Below are 21,508 nucleotides of genomic sequence, written 5' to 3' on the forward strand. Positions count from 1 at the left end.
GCCATGCTCATTCCAGTGATTCTCTCCGGCGGGGCCGGGACGAGGTTGTGGCCGGTGTCCCGCGAAGGCCACCCCAAACCCTTCATGCTCCTACCCGATGGCCAGTCGCTGCTGGGCAAGACCTATCGGCGTGCCGCGGGGTTGTTCGACGGCCGGGGCGACATCGTCACCGTCACCAATCGCGAGTACTACTTCCAGAGCCGCGACCACTATCAAAGCGCCCATCTGGAGCGTCATCGCGGTCACTTCGTGCTCGAACCGACAGGTCGCAACACCGCGCCGGCCATTGCTACCGCCGCGCTCGCGGTGCAGGCGCTGCACGGTGACGACGCGATCCTGGTGGTCATGCCTGCCGACCACCTGATCCAGGACGAGACCGCTTTCCAGGTCTCCGTGGCGCACGCCGTGGAACTGGCCAAAAACGGCCACCTGGTGACCTTTGGTGTACTGCCCTCGGCGCCGGAAACCGGCTTCGGCTATATCGAACGGGGCAAGCCCCTGGACACCAAGGGCGCGGCCAAGGTTGTGCGCTTCGTCGAAAAACCCGACCTGCAGACCGCCACGCAATATCTGGAAAGTGGCCGCTTCCTGTGGAATTCGGGGATGTTCTGCTTCTCGGTCAAGACCCTGCTGGCGGAGCTGCAAGCCCACGCCCCCGAGCTGCTGGAACAGGCACGCGCCTGTGTCACCGCCAGTACGGCGGTGGAAACCTCAGGGTGTGTACAGCAGGAATTGTCCGCGGCGCATTTCGCCGAAATGCCAGACATCTCCATCGACTATGCCTTGATGGAACGCTCCGCCAATGTCGTGGTGATTCCCGCGGCATTCGACTGGAGCGATATCGGCTCCTGGAGCGCCGTCGCCGGCCTGGTGCCCGCCGATGCGCAAAACAACCGCGCCACCGGCGAGGCCCTGTTTATAGACAGCCAGAACAACTTCGTCCAAAGCGACAGCCGCCTGGTAGCCACCCTGGGCGTGGAACACCTGATCATTATCGACACCGCCGATGCCGTGCTGGTGGCCCATGCCGACCGCGCCCAGGATGTTCGTCGCGTCGCCCGGCAACTCAAGGACAAGGATCACGAAGCCTATCGCCTGCACCGTACGGTCAGCCGGCCATGGGGCAGCTATACCGTGCTCGAAGAGGGTCCACGCTTCAAGATCAAGCGCATCGTGGTCAAGCCTGGCGCATCGCTGTCGCTGCAAATGCACCACCATCGCAACGAACACTGGGTGGTGGTCGAAGGCATGGCCAAGGTCACCAACAACGGCTCGGGTTCGCATCTGGTCGCCAAGAACGAATCGACTTTTATCCCCGCCGGCCACAAGCATCGCCTGGAGAATCCCGGCGTGATCGATCTGGTGATTATCGAAGTGCAAAGCGGCGAATACCTGGGGGAAGACGACATCGTTCGCTTTGAAGATCACTATGGCAGGGCTGACTCATGTTGCTGAGCTTGCACTACTCATTATGGAGTTACCGCGGTTTTATCCTTGGCAGCGTCAAGCGTGAATTCCAGGCGCGGTATCGCAACTCGCTGTTCGGCGCGTTGTGGACGGTGCTTAACCCGCTGTCGATGATTCTCGTCTACACGGTGATTTTTTCCCACATCATGCGTGCCCGCCTGCCCGGGGTGGAAGACGGCATGGCCTACAGCGTCTACCTCTGCGCCGGGCTGCTGACCTGGGGGTTGTTCGCGGAAATCACCACCCGCAGCCAGGGCATGTTCCTGGAAAACGCCAACCTGCTGAAGAAGATCAGCTTTCCCCGGATCTGCCTGCCGGTGATCGTGCTGTTCAACGCCGGGATCAACTTCGCGATCATCCTCGGGCTGTTCCTCGGTTTCCTGTTGATCACCGGGCGCTGGCCGGGCATTACCTTGCTGGCACTGGTGCCACTGCTGGCCCTGCAAGTGATGTTCGCCGCCGGGCTGGGCATGCTGTTGGGGATCCTCAATGTGTTTTTTCGTGATGTCGGGCAGTTGTTCGGCATTTGCCTGCAATTCTGGTTCTGGCTCACGCCGATCGTTTACCCCATGACGATCCTGCCGCCGCCGATCCAGCAACTGCTCGCCTTCAATCCCATGACCGCCCTGATGCAGAGCTACCAGAACCTGTTTCTCTACAACCAATGGCCGGTCTGGAGCTCGCTGGTGCCGTTGCTGGTGGTCGGCCTGCTGTTATGCACCTTGGGCTTGCGCATGTTTCGTCGGCGCGGCGGTGAAATGGTGGACGAACTCTGATGGGACATTTGCGCGTCAGTGGCCTGGGCAAGGCCTACAAACAGTATCCGAACCGCTGGAGCCGGCTGTTCGAATGGTTGATCCCCTTTTCCCGCCAGCGTCATCAATTGCACTGGATCCTGCAAGGCGTGGATTTCGAGATCCAGCCCGGGGAAGCCGTCGGCATCGTCGGGGTCAACGGTGCCGGCAAAAGCACGTTGCTCAAGATGATCACCGGTACCACGCAACCCACCTGCGGCCACATCCAGTTGCAAGGTCGTGTCGCCGCGCTGCTGGAACTGGGCATGGGCTTTCATCCGGACTTCACCGGTCGCCAGAACGCGTTCATGGCCGGTCAGTTGCTGGGCATGCAGGTGGAGGAAATCGAAGCCTTGATGCCCGAGATCGAAGGGTTCGCCGAAATCGGCGAGGCCATCGACCAACCGGTACGCACCTATTCCAGCGGCATGCAGATGCGCCTGGCCTTCAGCGTCGCCACCGCCCGGCGTCCGGACATCCTGATCGTCGACGAAGCGCTGTCGGTGGGCGACGCCTACTTCCAGCACAAGAGCTTCGAGCGCATCCGCAGCTTCCGCAAGGCCGGCACCACGCTGCTGATCGTGTCCCACGACCGCTCGGCGATCCAGTCGATCTGCGACACCGCCATCCTGCTGGAGCACGGACGCATGGCCATGCGCGGCAAGCCAGAAGAAGTGATGGATTACTACAATGCCATGCTGGCCGAGCGCGAGGGGCAGATAGTGCGCCAGGAAATGCTCGCCAGCGGCCAGGTGCGCACCATTTCCGGCACCGGTGAGGCCGCCATCCTTGATGTACAGCTCTTGAACGCCAAGGGCCAGGCGGTGGAAGTAACCGAGATCGGCCAGCCTGTTGTGTTGCAGGTCAGGGTCGAAGTGCGCCAGAACATAGATCGGCTGGTGCTGGGCTTCATGATCAAGGACCGACTTGGTCAGCCAATGTATGGCATCAATACTCATCGTCAGGAAAAGGCCCTGACCGATCTCAAGGCGGGTGAACAGATTGTCTACCGCTTCAGCTTCGACATGCGTCTGGGCAAGGGCAATTACTCCGTAGCACTGAGCCTGTCGCGACTGGATTCGCATCTGGACGGCAATTTCGAATGGCGCGACTACGGGTTGGTGTTTCACGTGATCAATAATCGCCAGGAAGATTTCGTCGGCTGTTCCTGGCTCCAGGCCCAGACCTGCATCCAGCGTTCGAGCCAGACTGCTGTCGAGGCGTTACCGCAAAAGGAGTTGCCATGAGCCGCCTGTTGGTGGAATGCACCTACGTATTCGAACACCCGGAAATCAATTCCGGCATTCAGCGCGTCGTGCGCAATGTAATTCGCGAACTGCCGGCCAAGGATGGCGAGCGTGAATGCATTCCCGTGGTCATGCTGCAGGGCAAATTATACGAAGCCAAGAGCCTGGCCCCGCTGTCGATCGATAAACTGGATCTGGTCAGCCTGAGGATACGCTGGGAACAGATGGCCAACCTGTTCTGGTTCTGGCATCGGACGCTCGCACGGCAGTGGCCCTTCAGCCGATCATTGTGGGCCCGTCGCCTCCTGTACGTTGGCTGCCGCCTGTTCGCCTTCGGCTTCTTGAGCATACCGATACGTTTGTTCGACCGCGCCCTCAAAGGCCAAGAGCTGCCCAAGCGTTGCGTACCGCTGGAGCATCGGGCCGGCGATCAACTGATCTTGCTCGATTCATCCTGGCACTCGGATATCTTCCCCCTGGCCGAACAGCTCAAGCGCGATGGCGTCGGGATCATCTCGGTGGTCTACGACCTGATCCCCCTGTCTCATCCACAATTCTGCGATGCCGGGCTGGTCAAGGTGTTCAACCATTGGTTCGACTGGATTGCCCGTACCGCCGACGGCTACATCGCCATCTCCGCCACTATCCGTGACCAGCTGCGCCAGGAAATGGTCCGGCGCATTGGCGAGCAGCAGGTACAAGAACGCTGGTTCGACTATTTCCACCTGGGCAGCGAACTGGACCAGATTAACGCCGCCCACGCCGTCGACCCGAAGTTGCTGCGGTTGTTCAAGCGCCCCGAGCCGGTGTTCCTGATGGTCAGCACCATCGAGCCGCGCAAAAACCACGCCTATCTGCTCAATGCATTCGAGCGGGCCTGGGCTGCCGGTTCCCAGGCGCGGCTGTGCATCGTCGGGAAGATCGGCTGGAAGTGCGAGGCGCTGATCGAACGTATCGAGCGTCATCCACAACGCAACAGCCGCTTGTTCATGTTCAACAACCTCTCGGACCAAAGCCTGGAACACGCCTATCGAAACGCCACTGCGCTGGTGTTCCCGTCCTATGTGGAAGGTTTCGGCCTGCCGCTGGTGGAGGCCATGCAGCGTGGCTTGCCGGCAATGGGCAGCGACATTGAAGTGTTTCGGGAAATCGGCGGTGATTTCATGGCCTATTTCGATCTCGACGAACCCCAAAGCCTGGCGGACCTGGTCACCGACATGGAACATACCGGGGTATTCCCGGCCAGGCGCAACCTGGATCACTGGCAATGGCTGAGCTGGCGCCAAGCCAGTGCGCAACTGGTAGAACGGATCGAGAGCCACGTTAGCGAAGTCATCGTCGACCGGGAAACAGCATGCGGATAGCCCTCAACGCACGCATCCTCCAGGCGCCACGCACCGGTATCGGCCAATACGTGTCGGAACTGGCCACCGCCCTGGCCCGTGAGCCTGATGTGCAGTTGTCGCTGTTCCACGGCTGGGGGTGGAACTCGCAGCTGCCACAAGCGCCCACGCCTGGCTATTCGAGATTCAGTCCCTTGCTGCGGCGGGTGCCAGGCGCCTATCAGGCGCGACGCTGGCTGGAACAGAAGCGCTTCGACCAGGGCCGTCCCCAGGCCATCGACTTGTATCACGACCCCAGCCTGTGGCCGCTGGCCTTTGACGGCCCGACGGTGATGACCCTGCATGATCTGACGCATGTGCGTTATCCCGAGACGCAACCACCCGCGCGCCTGAAAGAAATCGAGCGACGGCTGGCCCGGGCGGTGGAACAGGCGCAGTTGATCATGACTGTTTCGCAGTTCATCGCCGATGAAGCGCAACAGCATTTCGGCCTCCCCGCCGAGCGCCTGCGGGTCGCGCCGCTGGGCGTGTCGGCGCGTTTCCATCCGCGCGAACCCGCAGCCATCGACACCGTACTCAAGGCCCATGGCCTGGAGCACGGCCGTTACTTTCTATGTGTCGGCACCCTGGAACCGCGCAAGAACCTGTCACTGGCCCTGCGTGCCCACGCCGGGCTTCCTGAATCCATACGTCAGACCTTTCCTTTGTTCATCGTAGGAATGAGCGGATGGCAACAGGCACAGCTCAATGATGAGTTGAAAGACGCCCTGGCTGGCGGTCATGTTTGTCTGGCGGGTTACCTGCCTGACGAACAGGTCGCCCAGCTATTGGCGGGGGCACGGGCATTGATTTTCCCGTCCTACTACGAAGGCTTCGGCCTGCCGGTGCTTGAAGCCATGGCCAGTGGCACACCGGTAATTACCACCCGCTGCTCGGCGATGCCCGAGGTGGCGGGGCCAGCCGGCAATTACTGCGAGCCGGACGATCCGCAAGGCATGCGCGAAGCCATGGGCCGGTTGATGGAAGACCCCCAGCACTGGCAAGCGTGTCGCGAAGCGGGGCTGCAACAAGCGGCGCTTTTTTCCTGGGAACGCTGTGCGAAGGTCACCGCCCAAGCGTATCGCCAGGTCTTGGGAGGTTGAATGCGAGTCCTGCACTTTTACAAAACCTATTTGCCAGACTCCATGGGCGGCATCGAACAGGTCATTTTCCAGCTGTGCGACAGCACTGACCGGTTGGGTGTCGATAACACCGTGCTAGCCCTGAGCGGGCAGCCGACGCCCGAGCCAATCAAGATCCGACAGCATGTCGTTCATCAGGCGCGATTGGACTTCCTACTGGCGTCCACCGGCTTTTCCTACAGCGTGTTCAAGAAATTCCGTGAGCTGGCCGCCGAAGCGGACGTGATCAACTACCACTTCCCCTGGCCGTTCATGGACCTGGTGCATTTTTTCACCGCCGTGAAGAAACCCTACGTCGTGACCTACCACTCGGACATCGTTCGCCAGCGGCACCTGCTCAAGCTCTATCGCCCCTTGATGCGGCGCTTTCTGGACGGCGCCCAGCGCATCGTCGCGGCGTCGCCGAACTACGTTCATACCAGCGACGTGCTCAAGGAATATCCCGCCAAGACCCGGATCATCACCTACGGCCTGAACAAGACCAGTTATCCACAGCCTGACGCCGAGCGCATGGCGGGGTGGAAGGCAAAACTGGGCGAGCGTTTCTTTTTGTTCGTGGGGGTGATGCGTTACTACAAGGGCTTGCACATTCTGCTCGACGCCCTCAAAGGCGAGGATTACCCCGTGGTCATCGTGGGCGCCGGCCCGCTGGAAAAACAACTGCATGCCCAGGCGGCGGCATTGGGCCTGCGCAACCTGCATTTCCTCGGACGCCTGGGGGACGAGGACAAGGTCGCGCTGCTGGAATTGAGTTATGCCATCGTGTTCCCTTCGCACTTGCGCTCCGAAGCCTTTGGCATCTCGCTGCTCGAAGGCGCGATGTTCGGCAAGCCGATGATCTCCAGCGAAATCGGCACCGGCACCAGCTACATCAATGTCCACGAAGAAACCGGCCTGGTGGTGCCACCGAGCAATCCCGAAGCTTTTCGCGAGGCGATGCGCACCCTGTGGGAAAACCCGGCACAAGCCCAGGCCATGGGCGCCCGAGCCGAAGCCCGCTACCGACAGTTGTTCACCTCCGAAGAGATGGGCCAAAAGTGGGTGCGGCTATACGAGGAACTGCTGGAGGAAAAGGCGCTTTCCTACGCCTGATCCTCCAATGGACTCCCTGTTTGGGCAGGGTTGCCTATTCAACGGCTCATGAATGCTTTTGCAGACCGGCAACCGTACGCGGCATGCCCACGAACCCGGGCAAGGCTTCGATCCGCGCCAACCAGGCCCGCACATGGGCATAGTCCTCCAACGACACATTGCCTTCCGGTGCGTGGGCGATGTAGCTGTAGCCGGCGATGTCCGCGACGGTCGCAGCGTCACCCGCCAGATAAGCACGATTGCTCAATTCTTGATCGATGACTTTCAGCACGTTGTGGGAACGGGCAATCACGTCGTCAGCGTTGTAGGCCGCGCCAAACACCGTGATCAGTCGCGCCGTGGCCGGCCCCGCATGGATCGGCCCGGCCGCCGCCGACAACCAGCGCTGCACCCGGGCGGCGCCAACAGGATCGGTCGGCAGCCAGCGGCCCTTGCCATATTTGTGCGCCAGGTACACCAGGATCGCGTTGGAGTCCGCCAGCACCACGCCGTCATCGTCAATGACCGGTACCTGGCCAAACGCATTGAGCGCCAGGAAGTCCGCCTGTTTGTGCGCGCCCTTGGCCAAGTCGACGAAGACCTCTTCGACCGGTAGCCCGAGCAACGAAAGCATCAATTGAACACGATGGGAATGGCCGGACAGCGGGAAGTGATAGTGTTTGATAGGGTTCATGGTCGACTCCGCAGGAAGTGACGCCATCAGCACAACGGCGTCGATGGGGTCATCTTCCGCTCCAGGCAAAACCAAGAGAATCACCCAGAAATGCAATCCATTGTTTCAGCCGGCGAAACAATGCTTCAACCGCTCAAGGCCGGATGTTCGCGCAGTGCACCGACGACGAAATCGACAAAACTGCGGACCCGTGCCGGCGCATTTCGCCCGCCCTGGTACACCACATGGATCGGCAGAGGCGGCAATTCAAAATCGGCCAGGACGATTTCCAGTTCCCCGGCCGCCACGTTGCCTGCCACTTGGTAAGACAGGACCCGCGTCATCCCCAACCCCTGGCAGGCGGCGGTGATCGCGGCCTGGTTGGCCGTCACCACCAGCCGAGGCACGGGCCGGACGGCCAACGGTTGGCCTGAATCGATGAAGGTCCAGCTTTTAACCTGGCCAATGGCCGATGACGCCACCACGGGCATTCGCTCCAAATCCTCCGGATGCCGGGGCCGCCCCTGGCGCGCGAAGAAATCAGGGGCGCCGCACACCACGCGCCGCACTTCACCGACTCGCACGGCGTGCAGGTTGCTGTCTGGCAGTTCGCCAATGCGCAGGGCAACATCGATGCCCTCCTCCACCAGGCTCACCGTGCGGTCCAACAGCAAGGCGTTGATGCAGACCTCGGGGAACCGATGCAAGTAATCCACCAGCAGCGGCGTGACGAACGACTGACCGAACAGCACGGGCGCGGTAATCGTCAACTGCCCCCGGGGTTGGACGTGGCTGCCGGCCGCTGAATCCTCGGCTTCCTGCAAGTCGCTCAGGATCCGGCGACTGTCCTCGAGAAAGCGCTGGCCGGCTTCGCTCAAGTACACGTTGCGGGTGGTGCGCACCAGCAATGGCGTGCCGATGCGTTGCTCCAACGCCGCCACCGCCCGCGTGACGCTGGCCGCCGACAGCCCCAAGCGCCGCGCTGCCGCCGAAAAACCCGACGCCTGGGCCACGGCGAGGAAAACCTGCATTTCCTGGAACCTGTCCATCCATCCCCCGATGAGAAATCCTGATACAAGTTTTCTGCGCGTCTCAAAGCAGCGCTACGCGGCCATTGTAGAGGCCTGGGCCAGTGAACCACAGCGTAGCGCAGCCAGACAGCGGGACATTGGCTCGGCCAGGGGCAATTGCCTTGGTACCATCCCTTTCCATGACAATTTCATGACCGAAGGAAGAAACCTCCTGTGAGAGCGGGCTTGCTCGCGATGGCGTCAGTCACACACTGGCACACCGCTATCGCGAGCAAGCTCGCTCCCACAGGGTGAGTGTGTTGTTCAATGGATTGGCTTCAACGAAAGGCCTGTTTCTTGTGAATATTCTTTACCGCGCTTTAAACCACCCCCGAGCCTCCCTCATCGCCCTGATTGGCTGCGTACTACTCGTTCCCATGGGCCTGCGTCTCGCCCTGGGCTGGTCCGACCCGCTAGGTTATCTCTCGGACCTGGGTATCGGCGGGTTCCTGATCGTGCTGTTCCATCGCCGTCCCGGGTGGCTGGCGTTCCCGGTATTGCTGGCTTGGAGCGCGTTGACCCTGGCCAGCATCGAGCTGGTCAGCGCGGTCGGGAGGATGCCCAATCCTTCGGACATTCATTACCTGATCGACCCGCAGTTCGTTGAAAACTCCACCAGCGGCGGCTTCGCCCATCCCTGGCTGGCCGCGCTCCAGTTGTCCGCGCTGGTGTTCTGGTTGGTTACTCAATGGACCAGCCGCCCACGCCAGGCGCCACGCTTGCCTCGCCACGCCTGGGCCGTGCCCGTGTTGCTCCTGTTGGGCCACGGCGCGCTGCAAGCCTGGCGCCCCAGCGAGGCGGACCAATGGAACGTGTTCAACCTGCCTCACCAACTCGTCACCGCAGGTATCGCCGCCGGGCAGGACCAGGCCCGGCAATGGCTCGACGGCGATGCGGTGGACCCGGCCCCACCGATGGAGGGGCTGACGCGCCTGGACCTCGATGGCAACAGACTGTTGGCCGAACCGGGCCGTGCGCGCAACGTCCTGGTCATCGCCCTGGAGGGCATTCCCGGCGCCTACGTGGGCGCCAACCGCCAGGCCTTGAAAAGCAGCTATCAGGAGAACCTGATGCCGCACCTCAGCGCCTGGGCCGAGCGCGGCATGAACACACCCGATTACGTCCTGCACAGCCACCAGACCATTCGTGGCCTCTACGCGATGCTGTGTGGCGACTACGACAAGCTCGATAACGGCACGCCCAAAGGCGTCGAAATGCTCAACCAGACCCAGCGCAACCAGGCCTGCCTGCCGGCCCAGTTGCGCCAGAACGGCTTTTCCACGCACTTCCTGCAGGGCGCGGGCCTGCGGTTCATGGCCAAGGACCGGATCATGCCGCATATCGGCTTCGACACGACCTTGGGCATGGAGTGGTTCACTCGCCCCGCCTACCTGGAATTTCCTTGGGGCATGGACGACAAGACCTTCTTCGAAGGCGCGTTGGACTACATCGGGCAACTGCAACAAGCGGATAAACCCTGGATGTTGACCCTGCTGACCGTGGGCACGCACCAGCCCTACTCGGCACCGGATGACTACCTGCAACGCTACGACACCGCCAAGCAGGCCGCGGTAGGTTACCTGGACGACGCCCTGGAAGACTTCCTCGCGGGCCTGGAGCGCCAGGGCATCCTGGACAACACCCTGGTGGTCATCACCTCGGACGAATCCCATGGCATCGACGACGTGCGGCTGGCCTCGTCCTGGGGATTCAACCTGACGCTGGCGCCGGAGCCGTTGCCCCGGATCAAGTCAGGCACCTACGGCCATGTGGACCTGACCGCCTCGATCCTCGATTACTTCGGCTTCACGGTGCCCACGTCGTTATCCGGTCGCTCGATGTTCAGGGACTACCCGACGGGTCGGGAAATCATGTCGTTCACCAACGGCAAGCTGCGCTACCACGACGGCAAGGGAACATTCACCGAATGCGATTTCCTCCAACATTGCCGTTACTACAGCAGCGAAGGCTTCATCGCCGACCGTGCCACCTATGGCGGGCAATACAGCGGCCAGCACGCCCGATTGATCAGCGCCCGGGCCACGGCCCTGGACCAGACCCTGTTGCCCACGCCCCTGAACCAGCACTATCAATTCGGCAGCGCCGATAAAATCCCGCTACCGGCCCAGGTCACCAACGACTGGACCGACAACCTGATCGGTGCCCAATACCTGGAAATGCCCAAGGGTTCGCAGACCCGCGTCAGCCTGACCATCCGCGCGGTGGAGGCCGACCATGCCGCCTACATCTCCCTCAAGGCCAAGGAGTTTGAGCAGGATGTGCCTATGGACCTGCCGACCGAGGTGGCGGTGACACCCGACCAGCCGCTGGTGATGAACCTCCGTTTCGACAACCCGCAGCAGCGCAAGGCGTTTTCCTTCCATCTGCTCGGTCATGGCGTCGGTGCCATCGAGATCAGCGACTTCAGCGTCGTGACCGAACTGCCGGACCAGACCGACCAGCCGCAATACCTGGACGATATGCAGGAAGAGCGCGAGGCCCAATCCAGTTGAACAAAAAACGCGCAGCCATGACTGCGCGTTCTAATATTCGGTTCGTGCTTGATCAAGACTTGATCAATTGCATGATTTCGAATGCGTTCAATGCCGCCCCCCGCAGTAACTGATCGCCGCTGATGAACAGGTCCAGTCCGTGCTCACCGTAGATCAGGTTGTAGCGAATCCGCCCGACTTCCACCGCATGCTTGTAGGTGGAGGTCATGGGCATCGGATAAGCACCGAACTCGGGCTCATCCACCACTTCAACCCCCGGCGCCGCGCGCAACAACTCACGCACCTGCGCCAATGACTGGATGGGCTTTTTAAAGCGCAGGCTCAGGCTCTCGGCATGGGAACGCAGGGTCGGCACCCGCACAGCCGTGGTGCTGATAGCCAACCCCGGTTCGTCCAGGACCTTGCGCAGCTCCCAGACCACTTTCATTTCTTCACGGGTGTAACCATTGGCTTCGAACGAATCGACCTGGGGAATCACGTTGAAAGCCAGGTTATGGGCGAAGTGCTCGCTGTCATCACGGTCGCCATAATCACTGAAGGACTTGGCCTTCTCCCGCAGTTCCAGCATTGCCGGCTGCCCCGCACCGCTGGCGGCCTGATAAGTGGAAATGATCGCACTCTCCAACCCGAAGGCCTGATGCAGCGGCCCTAGCACCATCAGCGCAATAGCCGAGGAGCAATTGGGGTTGGCGATCAGTTTTTCGCCCATGTAACGCTGACCGTTGATGGGCGGCACCAGGAGCGGAATCGCCGGGTGATAACGGAAGGCCGAGGAGTTATCGATGACGTAGGCGTTTTCAGCCAGGCGCTCGCCATACTCCAGGGCGAAGGCCCCGGAGACACACAGGAAGACGATATCGCACGAGGCGCAACCCTCGACCGAAAAGGCTTCGATCAGGTGCTCGACCCGACCCACTTTCAGGCGCTTGCCCGCCGAACGGCCAGAGGCCATGCACACCACTTCATAATCGGTATTTTCAAGCAATTGCAGCATGGTCATGCCCACTGCACCGGTGCAGCCCACCACGGCGACTTTCTTCATTTCGATTCCTTATCCTGAAAAACCTGCGCCATTCCCGGAAAGTGACAGCGCTGCGGGTATGTCATGCCGTACGCAACTGCGCGGACACGTTGGCGGCTGCCGCTGCACGCTGGGCCCGGATGGAGTTCCAGGTAAACAACACAAGCGCCAGCCAGATGAACGAAAATGCCGCCAGTTTCAATGCTGAAACCGGCTCGCCATAAACGAACGCAGCCAACAGGAAGTTGCAAATGGGCGGCACAAATTGCAGGAAGCCCAGCGCGATCATCGACAGCTGCTTGGCGGCCAGGCTGTACCACCACAGCGGCAGTACCGTGATCAGCCCCGTGGCGACCAGCAACAGGTCGCGAGTGCCTGACTGCAGGAATTGATGGCCCACGCCGTGGGCCTGTGCCAGCAGCAGGAATACCGCTGCAAACGGAAGCAGGACTGCGATCTCGAGCGTCTGGATAACCACCGGGTCGCCCGGGACCTTCTTCTTGAAGAGACCGTAGAAGGAATAGCAAAAACCGATGACCAGGGCGATCCAGGGGAAGGAGTGCAGGTTCAGCAACTCGAACGCCATCAGCGTCACGCCCGCCACGGCCAGGAAAATGGCCCAGGTCTGCAAGACGCTGAGGCGTTCCTTGAAGACCAGGCGTGACACCAACATGCTCATGATCGGGCTGAGGAAATAGCCGAAGGCAACCTCCAGCACTCGCCCCGTCATGATTGCGTAGATGTACATCAGCCACCACAGCCCTAATACCGCAGAGACCGTCAGCACGTTGACCGGGCGAACCGTCTTAAGCGTGGAACGCAAGGTTGAGACTCGTGCGGTCAGCAAGACCAGTGCAACGAGAAACAGCTCGGCAAACACCACCCGCCAAGACAGCAGATGGTACGCGTCGAGCCCGGCCAGCGGTTTGTACCAAAGCGGGTAGGATCCCCAAAGCAGCGTAGCGCCGAGCCCGAAAGCCACGCCTTGTCCGGATTCATTTCTGGCTGTCATGGGCCACCTCGGTGTTGAAAGCGCGCATAGCGTTATCCACAACTATTGGGGAGAAGAATGCGCGTGATTGTCGGTTGTTCGGCAGCCGAGGAACGACGGAAACTGACAGGGCGTGCCTTGGCAGCCACCCGTTCCGGGCCGACATCGGTCATGCTGCTGTCACCGTCACAAGGCGCAGCCAGCCTGGGTGTTGCCAGCGATTGTAGGAGGGAGGGACAGTCCGCTACAGTGCGGCAGACGACAATAAACGGTAGCTTTACGCCAAATGCTGACACCTCCAGGAACAGTGGCCATCCTCGCCTACGAAGGCCTTTGCGTATTCGAATTCGGTATCGCCCTGGAGATATTCGGCCTGCCGCGTCCGGAACTGGACATTCCCTGGTACACCCATCAAGTCGTGGCCGTCGATCAGGGGCCGATGCGTGCGTTCGGCGGCCTGCAGATTGGCGTCGACGCCGGGCTCGAGGCACTCGAAACCGCACACACCATCATCGTTCCCGGTTGGCGCAGCCGTCAGGAGCCGCCTCCCGAAGCCCTGTTGCAGGCCCTGCGCAAAGCCCATGCCCGCGGCGCCCGCTTGCTATCGATCTGTTCGGGAGTATTCGTCCTGGCAGCCACCGGCCTGCTCGACGGCGAAACCGCAACCACCCATTGGCAATTTGCCCAAGAGCTTGCCGAACACTACCCGCTGATCAACGTCGACCCGAACGTGTTGTATGTGGACGCCGGGCAATTGATCACTTCAGCCGGAAGCGCAGCGGGCATCGACGCCTGCCTGCATCTGATTGCCCGCGACTGCGGCACCCACGTCGCCAACTCGGTGGCCCGGCGCCTGGTCATGGCCCCACAACGCACCGGCGGCCAGGCCCAATTCATCGTCGCGCCCGTGAGCAAGTCGCCACGCAATGAACTGAGCGGTGTTTTGCAATGGATTCGCGAAAGCCTGGATCAATCCCCCAGCGTGGGCGACATGGCCGCCCGCGTCGCCATGAGCGAGCGCACCTTCCTGCGACGCTTCATCGAGACAACAGGCCTTGCACCCAAGGCCTGGTTGCAACAGGAGCGCCTCAACCGGGCACGGGAACTGCTGGAAAGCACCGACCAGCACACAGCCAGCATTGCCCAGGCTTGTGGGTATCGCTCGGTGGAAAGTTTCCGCGCAGCCTTCCGCAACGCTGTGGGTTTGCCGCCCTCCGCCTACCGTGAACGGTTTGGCAGACGTGAAGCCAGTCCCCAGGCAGCCCTGAAGGCTAATCCAGCAACCGATGCAACTTGGCGTACTGCAACAGCATGATGGTCTTGCCGTCGCAAATCTCACCGCGCTCGATCATGTCCAGGGCCTGATCGAGCGACATTTCCAGCACTTCGATCTCTTCACCCTCGGCCTCCAGGCCGCCGCCTGCGTGCTGCTTGTCTTCATCGAAGTACTCGCCGACGAAAAAATGCACCCGCTCAGTCACCGAACCCGGACTCATGAAAGCGTCGAACACTTTGCGCACGTCCTGGATGATATAGCCGGTTTCTTCCTGGGTTTCCTTGCGGATGCAGGTGTGCGGGTCGTCGTTATCCAGCAGGCCGGCGCAAGTTTCTATCAACAAGTCGTCGTGCCCGTTGACGAAGGCCGGGAAGCGGAATTGCCGGGTCAACACCACGGTCTGCTTGGCCTTGCTGTACAGCAGGATGGTGGCGCCGTTGCCACGGTCGTAGGTCTCGCGCGTCAGCTCGCGCCATTGGCCGTTGCGACCGAGGTAGTCGTAGGTAGTCTTGCGCAGCACGTACCAATCGTCCGAGAGGACTTCGACGTGCTTGATGCGTACGCGATCCTTGATGCCGATTGCCTGTGTCATTTGACCACTCCGTTCGGGACCCGCGGCCCCCTTTGAAAACTCCATTCGCACCTCTTGCATGCTCACAAGAAAACTCACGATGGCCCATCGTTTTTTCTAGTTCGACAAAATCTGTCCGCTCATTAAATCTTCGACCAGCCCTGAGCCTGCGGGGATTTCATCAATAAAAAAGAAACCGGACGAGAATTCCTCATGGGCATCAATCTGAAATTCGGCCACAAGATTCTTCTGGGTGCCTGCGTCATCGTGATGGCGGTATTCCTGTCTTTCTCGTTGTTCAACGACCATCGCCAGCAAGCCAGCACCCGCGAAGCATTGCACCGCAACCTACAGGCCACCGGCCAGTTGCTGGGCGCGAACCTCGACAGCTGGCTGGCCGGCCGCATCCTATTGATCGAAGGTGCCGCCGAAACCATCGCCGCCGATCCCACCCCGCAGACCATCAGCGCAATTCTCTCCCAGGACATCATTACAAAGACCTTCATCGCCAGCTACGTCGGCCTTGAAGACAGTCGTTTCTTTATCCATCCCGAGCGGGTAATGCCCGACGGGTATGATGTTCGCCAGCGCGCCTGGTACAAAGACGCGGCTCGCAGCCTTGAACCCGAGCTGACCGAACCCTACATCGGTGCCGGTACTGATTACCTGATCATGACCCAAGCGGCGCCGATCAAGGTCGATGGCAAGGCCGTGGGTGTGCTGGGTGCGAGCCTGAGCCTGGAGCAACTCGCCAAAATCATCAATGCCGTGGACCTCAACGGCATAGGCTACGCCTTCCTGGTCAGCGACGACGGCAAGATCCTGGTGCACCCGGACAACACACGAGTGACCAAGACACTCGCCCAAGCGTTCCCCGAAGGCCCGCCGAGCATCAACAGCGCCTTGAATGAAGTGCAGGAAAACGGCCGAACGCGGATCGTCACTTTTACACCCATCAACGGCCTGCCCTCGCTGCATTGGTCCATCGGACTTTCAGTAGATAAAGACAAGGCCTACGCCGTACTCCACGCGTTTCGCGCTTCGGCGTTGGTCGCCACATTGATCGCCATGCTGGTGACCGTCGGTTTGCTCGGCCTGTTGATCAATGCCCTGATGCGACCATTACGCAGCATGGGCTCGGCCATGCAATCCATAGCCGATGGCGAAGGCGACCTGACCCAGCGCCTGCACAGCCTCTCCCGGGACGAGTTCGGCATGATGGCCGGGGGGTTCAACCGCTTCGTCGAACGTATCCAGCAGTCGATCCGGGAAGTCCTGGCGTCCAGTGTCCAGCTCACCCAATTGGCGGCACAGGTCAGCCAGGCGTCAAACGCATCCCTGAAAAGCTCTGACACCCAAGCGGCGCTGACCCATAACGTCGCCACGGCTATCAATGAGCTTGGGGCCGCAGCCCAGGAAATCGCTCGCAGCGCCGCTCATGCTTCAAGCCGCGCCTCTGATACCAGGGATCAGACCCAGGAAGGCCAGTCGGTGGTGCAGCGCAGTATCAGCGCCATGTCGCAACTCTCATCGCAGGTGGACAATACCCGCCAGGACATCGAAAGCCTGAATGAGAAAACGCTGAAGATCGGATGTATTCTCGACGTCATCAAAGGCATTTCCGACCAGACCAACTTGCTGGCCCTTAACGCTGCCATCGAGGCCGCCCGCGCCGGAGATGCCGGGCGCGGTTTTGCAGTGGTCTCGGACGAAGTCCGTACGCTCGCCCATCGCACCCAACAGTCCGCTCAGGAAATCCACAGCATGATCGAGGAACTGCAAGCAGGTGCCGGCAGCGCCGTAAGCGCCATGCTCGAAAGCCAGCGTCACAGCGACGACAACGTCACTACCGCCAGGCTCGCAGGCGAGCGACTCAATCGCGTGCTGATGGGCATCGGCGAAATCGACGAGATCAACCTGTCGGTGGCCACCGCCACCGAAGAACAAACCTCGGTGGTGGACAATCTGGATCGCGACATCAGCCACATCAATGACCTGAACCAGGAAATGGTCGGCAATTTGCAGTCCACCTTGCAGGCCTGCACAGAATTGGAAAACCAGTCACGCCGCCTGCAACAAATGGTCAACACCTTCAAGATCTGAGGCTCGTTCACAACCGGGTGGGCGGGACGCGGGGCAATGCTCGTTTGTGGGCCGTCTTGAGGTAGGCGCATTCAATGATCTGTCGCGCCTGCGGCGATACCTCTTCGCCCATCAGGTACCCATCAATTTCCTCGTAGCTGCAGCCATACGCCACTTCATCCAATTTGCCGGGCGCCAGGTCTTCCAGATCCGCAGTCGGCGCCTTGCGCACCAGGTGCGCAGGGGCGCCCATCGCGTCGGCCAACAATCTCACCTGAGTCTTCGTCAACCCGGACAGCGGGGCCAGGTCACACGCGCCGTCGCCAAACTTGGTGAAAAACCCCATCACCGCCTCCGCTCCATGATCGGTGCCAACCACCAACCCATTGCTCAGATTGGCGATGGCGTATTGCGCCAGCATCCGGGCCCGGGCCTTGGCGTTGCCCTTGGCAAAGTCGATGAGCTCGGCGCTAGGGTGCAAGCCATCGATGGCGACACTGCCCATCAGCCCGTCGACACACGCGGCGATATTGCTGGTGGTGATCACGTCCGGCCGGATGAAGTCCAGGGAAGCCTGGGCGTCTTGCTCATCTGCCTGAGCCTTGTAGGGCAACCGGACTGCGATAAACCGCGCCTCGTAGTCTTCCTCTCGCAATTGCTCCACGGCCAACTGGCATAGGCGGCCGGCGGTGAGAGAGTCGACGCCGCCACTGATCCCCAGGACCAGGGACTTGCAACCGGACTCGCGCAAGATCTGCTTGATGAATTCGATGCGGCGGGCAATCTCGGTTGCTTCGCCACCCCGTGTGAGTTGACGGTCGATGCCCAGTTCCCGGGCAATGCGTTCTTGCACAAGCGTAGTCATATCAGGCTCCCAGCTGTGGATTGATCAGGGCGACGTTGAACACTTGGGCGGCGTACCGCAGAAACGAGGCATCCTGGCAGACGTTCTTGATCGGGTCGTCGGAGAACTTCACCACCGGCTCGCCGTGGACCCGCACCAGTTTCATGACGATGCTCAGTGGTTCGACGCCATCGACATCGCAGGCCAGGCTGGTGCCCATGCCAAACCCGAATCTGGCCTTGCCACGAACATGGCGCAGGATCGGCAGGCATTTTTCGAAATTGAGGCCGTCGGAAAACATCAGGTCCTTGGTGCGCGGATCGACGCCCAGTTCCTGGTAACGCTTGAGCACCTTGTCCGCCCAGACGATGGGGTCACCGGAATCCTGGCGCAGGCCGTCATAGAGCTTGGCAAAGTACAGGTCGAAATCCTTGAGGAAGAAGTCGGTGCTGATGCAGTCCGTCAGTGCGATACCGAGGCGGCCGCGATACTCGCGCACCCAGTTTTCCAACGCCGCGTTCTGGCTCTCGCGCAAGCGCCCGAGTTGCTGGTGCACCATCAGCCATTGGTGAGCCATTGTGCCAATCAGCGGGAGATCGAACTCGTAGGCCAAGTGAGCGTTACTGGTGCCGACAAAGACGCCCGGAAAATCGCTGCGCATAATATTCACCACTTCACGCTGGGCCCTGAACGACAGCCGCCGACGGGTGGAGAAGTCCGAAACACGAAACTCAGCGAGTTCTTCACGGCTGGCGTTTTTCTCCAGCCATTCGAACTTCTGATACAGCTTGCGGGTGACGTCGGCCAGCTCAACTTCGGGGTACTTTTCGCGGTTGCGCAGTTCGCTGACCATCGCCAATACCGGTTGCTCGAACATGATGCAGTGCAGCATCGGCCCCCGGACGCGGATGTGCAGTTGGCCGTCGACTTCCGAAACGTGTATGTAGCGCAAATTGAAGCGAAACAGGCCGAGAAACTGTTCGAAGTCCGGTGTCAGGTACTCACGAAAACGCTTGTTGAACAGAAACCGCTGCTCTCCCTCACGCAGCTGCAGCCCGGCAAGCTTCTCCAACTCCACGCGAATGTCCGGGATCAGGTGACCGAGGCGCTCCTTGGAGCGGACGATGAATTGGTATTCCACCTCGACGTTCGGGTGCTGGTGCAAGACCGCCTGCATCATGGTGAAGGTGTAGTAGTCGGTATCCAGAAGACTCTGGATGGTGCCGCTGTTTGAATCGAATGCGCTGTCCATGGCTCTTCCTTATGCGTTTGCCAGGCGGATGGTTTCTTCGCGGGTCAAGGCCACCGAAATCCCCGCTTGCTGCATGTCTTGGATGGCCTGGATGGCCCCCTCCTCACTGATGGCCCGGCAGGCCGGGAGGTGAATGATCACCTTGAAGCCAGCGGCGGCCAGTTGCAGGGCAGTGGTCTTGACGCAGAAGTCCAGCGCCAGCCCGCCAACAATCACCTGCTGCACACCCAGGCCGTTCAGGTACTCGATCACCCCGGTGGACAGCTTGCCGTGCAGGTCGTGGTAGCAGGCGCCGTAGGGGTGCAAATCCGGCTCGACACCCTTCCAGACGAAATAGTCGTAGTCATAGGGGCTCGGCAGTTGATCCAGCAGGGCGAAACCTTCGGTGCCGGGAACACAGTGGCTAACCCAGGTGATATCGGCATGCTCGAGGCCGGTCGGCACGAACATCTGTGCGTGATCGGCGACCACCCACGGAGCCAGGGGCGAATGGGCGTCCTTGCTGCCGATACGGAGGCTGGCCAGGGACGCGATGAAATTCAGCTCACCGGCAATCTGGTCACCGCCCGGCACCGGAAGCTCATCGGGGCATAGCGGCGTGAAGCTCTTTTGCGCATCGACATCGAAGGAAGCGGTTTTCCGGGTCAGGCTGTTCATGCTGGGTTTCTCCTCTTCATGGCGACGAGAGTACATAAGGTGTACTTTCATAACAACCCACTCACAGAAAATATTTTTGATGAACCATCCTTAACAATTGCTATTGACCAGCACCAATCATGTTTTCACTAAAAAGATTTTGCTGATAGAGTACATGTCATGTACCAAAAGAGAATGTGCCATGTTCGAGATTGCCCTTTATGGCGGCGCCTTCAATCCTCCGCACGCCGGTCACGCCCAGGTGATGATCGAGGCCTCACGCCTGGCCAGACGCGTGCTGGTGGTCCCCAGCTTCCGGCATCCTTACGGCAAACAAATGGTCGACTATGACGTTCGCCTGAACTGGTTGGAATCGATCGTCGAAAAGGTGCAGCCACTGTGCTGCGCCGAAGTGCGTGCAAGCCGGGTGGAACAGGTCGTGGCCCGTGGCGTTGAAGGCGCGATCTACAGCTACACCCTGCTCGCCCACCTCGCCGACAGCTTGGCCTTGGACGGCAAGCGGCTTGCGTTGGTGGTGGGCCGGGATGTTGCGGATCGGCTGCCAACCTTCTACCGCGGCCAGGAATTGCTGGAGCGTTTTTCCATTCTTTGCGTGGAGGAAAAGATCCACGTGCGCAGCACGGTGGTTCGCGAACGACTGGCGTTGGGCGAATCGCTTCCCTCCGACTGGATGGCTCCCGGCATGAACCCGTTAAACTATGATCTTTATGCGACCCACGGAAATCGACATGCCCACTAGCACAGCCCCCGCGCGCGACTACCTGCACACCATCGACCTCTGTGTGCTGCGCTTGTGTCGGGAGACCCAGGCGATTGAAATCCTCTTGAACCGCCGGGAAGCCGAGCCGTTCGCCGGTCACTGGGCGCTGCCCGGGATCGTGGTCAATGGTGACGTCGAAGATCTCACGCTGAACGACGCCGTGGAGCGCCTGCGCAGCTCAAGCAAAGTGGGCATGCCGCTGGCCTGGATCGAACAGGTCGGCACCGTCGGCGACGCGTTCCGCGATCCGCGCTGCTGGTCGTCGTCGACTTTTTATCTCGCGATTGTCAGCGAGGCGGTCCAGCTCGCCGAACACCAGGGTTTTTTCCCGCTCAAGGACGTCGCTGACGCCTCGATAAAGCTCCCTTTCGATCACAACAGCCTGGTGGCCGCTGTCCAGGAGCGGTTGCTGTCCAAAGCCCTCTACAGCAGCCTGCCGCTGATGTTCCTGGGCCCGGAATTCAGCGCGCCGGAAGCGGTGGGCATTTTCTCCGTGGTACTTGATCGCCCGGTGCTCAAGACCAGCATGCGTCAGCGTCTATTGAAGATGACCGAGGCGGGCTACTTGCAGGAAACCGGCCGCAAGAAAAGCGGCGACGGCGGCCGCCCGCAACGCACGGTGGAAAACCTCAAGCCGGCCAGCGTTTATCTTTTTGATCGGTGTTTTCTGGAGTGATTTGTGCGTACGGCCAGCA

General features: G+C 60.7%; 19 protein-coding genes. 11 read left to right on the forward strand and 8 right to left on the reverse strand.

From position 1 onward, the window contains the following. Positions 1 to 3: 3 nt before the first annotated feature. From BT116_RS11935 to BT116_RS11960, 6 genes are read left to right on the forward strand one after another with little or no spacing between them, the layout of a single operon-like run. Positions 4 to 1,455 (forward strand): mannose-1-phosphate guanylyltransferase/mannose-6-phosphate isomerase, encoded by a 1,452-nt coding sequence (locus BT116_RS11935; RefSeq protein ID WP_072343653.1) that lies wholly within the window; start codon positions 4 to 6, stop codon positions 1,453 to 1,455. Continuing rightward, the gene (locus BT116_RS11940; protein WP_072343656.1) at positions 1,446 to 2,243 is read left to right on the forward strand and encodes an ABC transporter permease; all 798 of its coding nucleotides are present in this window, start codon (positions 1,446 to 1,448) and stop codon (positions 2,241 to 2,243) included. Before BT116_RS11935 ends, BT116_RS11940 begins: the two co-directional genes overlap by 10 nt. Further along, positions 2,243 to 3,508, forward strand: a complete 1,266-nt coding sequence (locus BT116_RS11945; protein ID WP_072343659.1) for an ABC transporter ATP-binding protein — start codon at positions 2,243 to 2,245, stop codon at positions 3,506 to 3,508. The genes BT116_RS11940 and BT116_RS11945 overlap by 1 nt, the downstream gene beginning before the upstream one ends. Then, complete coding sequence (locus tag BT116_RS11950; RefSeq protein ID WP_072343662.1) at positions 3,505 to 4,872, forward strand: glycosyltransferase family 4 protein; 1,368 nt, start codon at positions 3,505 to 3,507, stop codon at positions 4,870 to 4,872. The genes BT116_RS11945 and BT116_RS11950 overlap by 4 nt, the downstream gene beginning before the upstream one ends. After that, the gene (locus BT116_RS11955) at positions 4,863 to 5,993 is read left to right on the forward strand and encodes a glycosyltransferase family 4 protein (protein WP_072343665.1); all 1,131 of its coding nucleotides are present in this window, start codon (positions 4,863 to 4,865) and stop codon (positions 5,991 to 5,993) included. The genes BT116_RS11950 and BT116_RS11955 overlap by 10 nt, the downstream gene beginning before the upstream one ends. Continuing rightward, on the forward strand, positions 5,994 to 7,124 hold the full coding sequence (locus BT116_RS11960; RefSeq protein ID WP_072343668.1) for a glycosyltransferase family 4 protein: 1,131 nt from the start codon (positions 5,994 to 5,996) through the stop codon (positions 7,122 to 7,124). A gap of 46 nt (positions 7,125 to 7,170) precedes the next feature. On the opposite strand, the gene BT116_RS11965 is transcribed toward BT116_RS11960, so the two are convergent. Further along, positions 7,171 to 7,797, reverse strand: a complete 627-nt coding sequence (locus tag BT116_RS11965) for a glutathione S-transferase family protein (protein WP_072343671.1) — start codon at positions 7,795 to 7,797, stop codon at positions 7,171 to 7,173. A gap of 125 nt (positions 7,798 to 7,922) precedes the next feature. Continuing rightward, on the reverse strand, positions 7,923 to 8,825 hold the full coding sequence (locus tag BT116_RS11970; RefSeq protein WP_072343674.1) for a LysR family transcriptional regulator: 903 nt from the start codon (positions 8,823 to 8,825) through the stop codon (positions 7,923 to 7,925). A gap of 320 nt (positions 8,826 to 9,145) precedes the next feature. On the opposite strand from BT116_RS11970, the gene BT116_RS11975 reads away from it, so the two are divergent. Further along, positions 9,146 to 11,359 (forward strand): LTA synthase family protein, encoded by a 2,214-nt coding sequence (locus BT116_RS11975; protein WP_083569130.1) that lies wholly within the window; start codon positions 9,146 to 9,148, stop codon positions 11,357 to 11,359. A 52-nt stretch (positions 11,360 to 11,411) separates the two neighbouring features. Here the strand turns inward: BT116_RS11975 and BT116_RS11980 are convergent, their stop codons facing one another. Further along, entirely contained in the window at positions 11,412 to 12,401 is a 990-nt protein-coding gene (locus BT116_RS11980) for an aspartate-semialdehyde dehydrogenase (RefSeq protein WP_072343680.1), read from the reverse strand. Positions 12,402 to 12,462: 61 nt separating this feature from the next. Beyond that, the gene (rarD, locus tag BT116_RS11985; RefSeq protein ID WP_083569131.1) at positions 12,463 to 13,392 is read right to left on the reverse strand and encodes an EamA family transporter RarD; all 930 of its coding nucleotides are present in this window, start codon (positions 13,390 to 13,392) and stop codon (positions 12,463 to 12,465) included. 265 nt (positions 13,393 to 13,657) lie between these two features. On the opposite strand from rarD, the gene ftrA reads away from it, so the two are divergent. Beyond that, a complete protein-coding gene (gene ftrA / locus BT116_RS11990) occupies positions 13,658 to 14,686 on the forward strand; it encodes a transcriptional regulator FtrA (protein ID WP_072343685.1) in 1,029 nt (342 codons plus the stop codon). Here the strand turns inward: ftrA and nudK are convergent. Continuing rightward, positions 14,643 to 15,239 carry a GDP-mannose pyrophosphatase NudK gene (gene nudK, locus BT116_RS11995; protein WP_063323674.1) on the reverse strand — a complete coding sequence of 199 codons (597 nt, stop codon included), beginning with the start codon at positions 15,237 to 15,239 and terminating at the stop codon, positions 14,643 to 14,645. The genes ftrA and nudK overlap by 44 nt on opposite strands. Positions 15,240 to 15,431: 192 nt before the next feature. On the opposite strand from nudK, the gene BT116_RS12000 reads away from it, so the two are divergent. Next, a complete protein-coding gene (locus BT116_RS12000) occupies positions 15,432 to 17,321 on the forward strand; it encodes a methyl-accepting chemotaxis protein (RefSeq protein ID WP_072343687.1) in 1,890 nt (629 codons plus the stop codon). Positions 17,322 to 17,328: 7 nt separating this feature from the next. Here BT116_RS12000 and nadE read toward each other — a convergent pair whose 3' ends face one another. The 3 genes from nadE to BT116_RS12015 are packed head-to-tail and all read right to left on the reverse strand — an operon-like array spanning position 17,329 to position 20,053. Then, complete coding sequence (nadE, locus tag BT116_RS12005; RefSeq protein WP_072343689.1) at positions 17,329 to 18,165, reverse strand: ammonia-dependent NAD(+) synthetase; 837 nt, start codon at positions 18,163 to 18,165, stop codon at positions 17,329 to 17,331. Between the two features lies 1 nt (position 18,166). Next, positions 18,167 to 19,396: a nicotinate phosphoribosyltransferase gene (gene pncB, locus BT116_RS12010; RefSeq protein ID WP_072343691.1), complete on the reverse strand. Its 1,230-nt coding sequence runs from the start codon at positions 19,394 to 19,396 to the stop codon at positions 18,167 to 18,169. A 9-nt stretch (positions 19,397 to 19,405) separates the two neighbouring features. After that, the gene (locus BT116_RS12015) at positions 19,406 to 20,053 is read right to left on the reverse strand and encodes a nicotinamidase (RefSeq protein ID WP_072343693.1); all 648 of its coding nucleotides are present in this window, start codon (positions 20,051 to 20,053) and stop codon (positions 19,406 to 19,408) included. A 181-nt stretch (positions 20,054 to 20,234) separates the two neighbouring features. Here BT116_RS12015 and BT116_RS12020 point away from each other — a divergent pair, with 181 nt between their 5' ends. After that, a complete protein-coding gene (locus tag BT116_RS12020; RefSeq protein WP_072343695.1) occupies positions 20,235 to 20,792 on the forward strand; it encodes an adenylyltransferase/cytidyltransferase family protein in 558 nt (185 codons plus the stop codon). Then, complete coding sequence (locus tag BT116_RS12025) at positions 20,782 to 21,489, forward strand: NUDIX hydrolase (RefSeq protein ID WP_072343697.1); 708 nt, start codon at positions 20,782 to 20,784, stop codon at positions 21,487 to 21,489. Before BT116_RS12020 ends, BT116_RS12025 begins: the two co-directional genes overlap by 11 nt. Positions 21,490 to 21,508: the final 19 nt, after the last annotated feature.

Source organism: Pseudomonas sp. NFACC16-2 (assembly GCF_900119205.1).
GTDB lineage: Bacteria > Pseudomonadota > Gammaproteobacteria > Pseudomonadales > Pseudomonadaceae > Aquipseudomonas > Aquipseudomonas fluorescens_Q.

Excerpts from the sequence above, each read along its gene's own strand:
- pncB (WP_072343691.1), bottom strand. The coding sequence starts at position 19,396 with ATGGACAGCGCATTCGATTCAAACAGCGGCACCATCCAGAGTCTTCTG.
- BT116_RS11950 (WP_072343662.1), top strand. The coding sequence starts at position 3,505 with ATGAGCCGCCTGTTGGTGGAATGCACCTACGTATTCGAACACCCGGAA.
- BT116_RS11980 (WP_072343680.1), bottom strand. The coding sequence starts at position 12,401 with ATGAAGAAAGTCGCCGTGGTGGGCTGCACCGGTGCAGTGGGCATGACC.
- nadE (WP_072343689.1), bottom strand. The coding sequence starts at position 18,165 with ATGACTACGCTTGTGCAAGAACGCATTGCCCGGGAACTGGGCATCGAC.
- nudK (WP_063323674.1), bottom strand. The coding sequence starts at position 15,239 with ATGACACAGGCAATCGGCATCAAGGATCGCGTACGCATCAAGCACGTC.
- ftrA (WP_072343685.1), top strand. The coding sequence starts at position 13,658 with ATGCTGACACCTCCAGGAACAGTGGCCATCCTCGCCTACGAAGGCCTT.
- BT116_RS11940 (WP_072343656.1), top strand. The coding sequence starts at position 1,446 with ATGTTGCTGAGCTTGCACTACTCATTATGGAGTTACCGCGGTTTTATC.
- BT116_RS12025 (WP_072343697.1), top strand. The coding sequence starts at position 20,782 with ATGCCCACTAGCACAGCCCCCGCGCGCGACTACCTGCACACCATCGAC.
- BT116_RS11955 (WP_072343665.1), top strand. The coding sequence starts at position 4,863 with ATGCGGATAGCCCTCAACGCACGCATCCTCCAGGCGCCACGCACCGGT.
- BT116_RS11935 (WP_072343653.1), top strand. The coding sequence starts at position 4 with ATGCTCATTCCAGTGATTCTCTCCGGCGGGGCCGGGACGAGGTTGTGG.
- BT116_RS11970 (WP_072343674.1), bottom strand. The coding sequence starts at position 8,825 with ATGGACAGGTTCCAGGAAATGCAGGTTTTCCTCGCCGTGGCCCAGGCG.
- BT116_RS11960 (WP_072343668.1), top strand. The coding sequence starts at position 5,994 with ATGCGAGTCCTGCACTTTTACAAAACCTATTTGCCAGACTCCATGGGC.
- BT116_RS12000 (WP_072343687.1), top strand. The coding sequence starts at position 15,432 with ATGGGCATCAATCTGAAATTCGGCCACAAGATTCTTCTGGGTGCCTGC.
- BT116_RS12020 (WP_072343695.1), top strand. The coding sequence starts at position 20,235 with ATGTTCGAGATTGCCCTTTATGGCGGCGCCTTCAATCCTCCGCACGCC.
- BT116_RS12015 (WP_072343693.1), bottom strand. The coding sequence starts at position 20,053 with ATGAACAGCCTGACCCGGAAAACCGCTTCCTTCGATGTCGATGCGCAA.
- BT116_RS11945 (WP_072343659.1), top strand. The coding sequence starts at position 2,243 with ATGGGACATTTGCGCGTCAGTGGCCTGGGCAAGGCCTACAAACAGTAT.
- rarD (WP_083569131.1), bottom strand. The coding sequence starts at position 13,392 with ATGACAGCCAGAAATGAATCCGGACAAGGCGTGGCTTTCGGGCTCGGC.
- BT116_RS11965 (WP_072343671.1), bottom strand. The coding sequence starts at position 7,797 with ATGAACCCTATCAAACACTATCACTTCCCGCTGTCCGGCCATTCCCAT.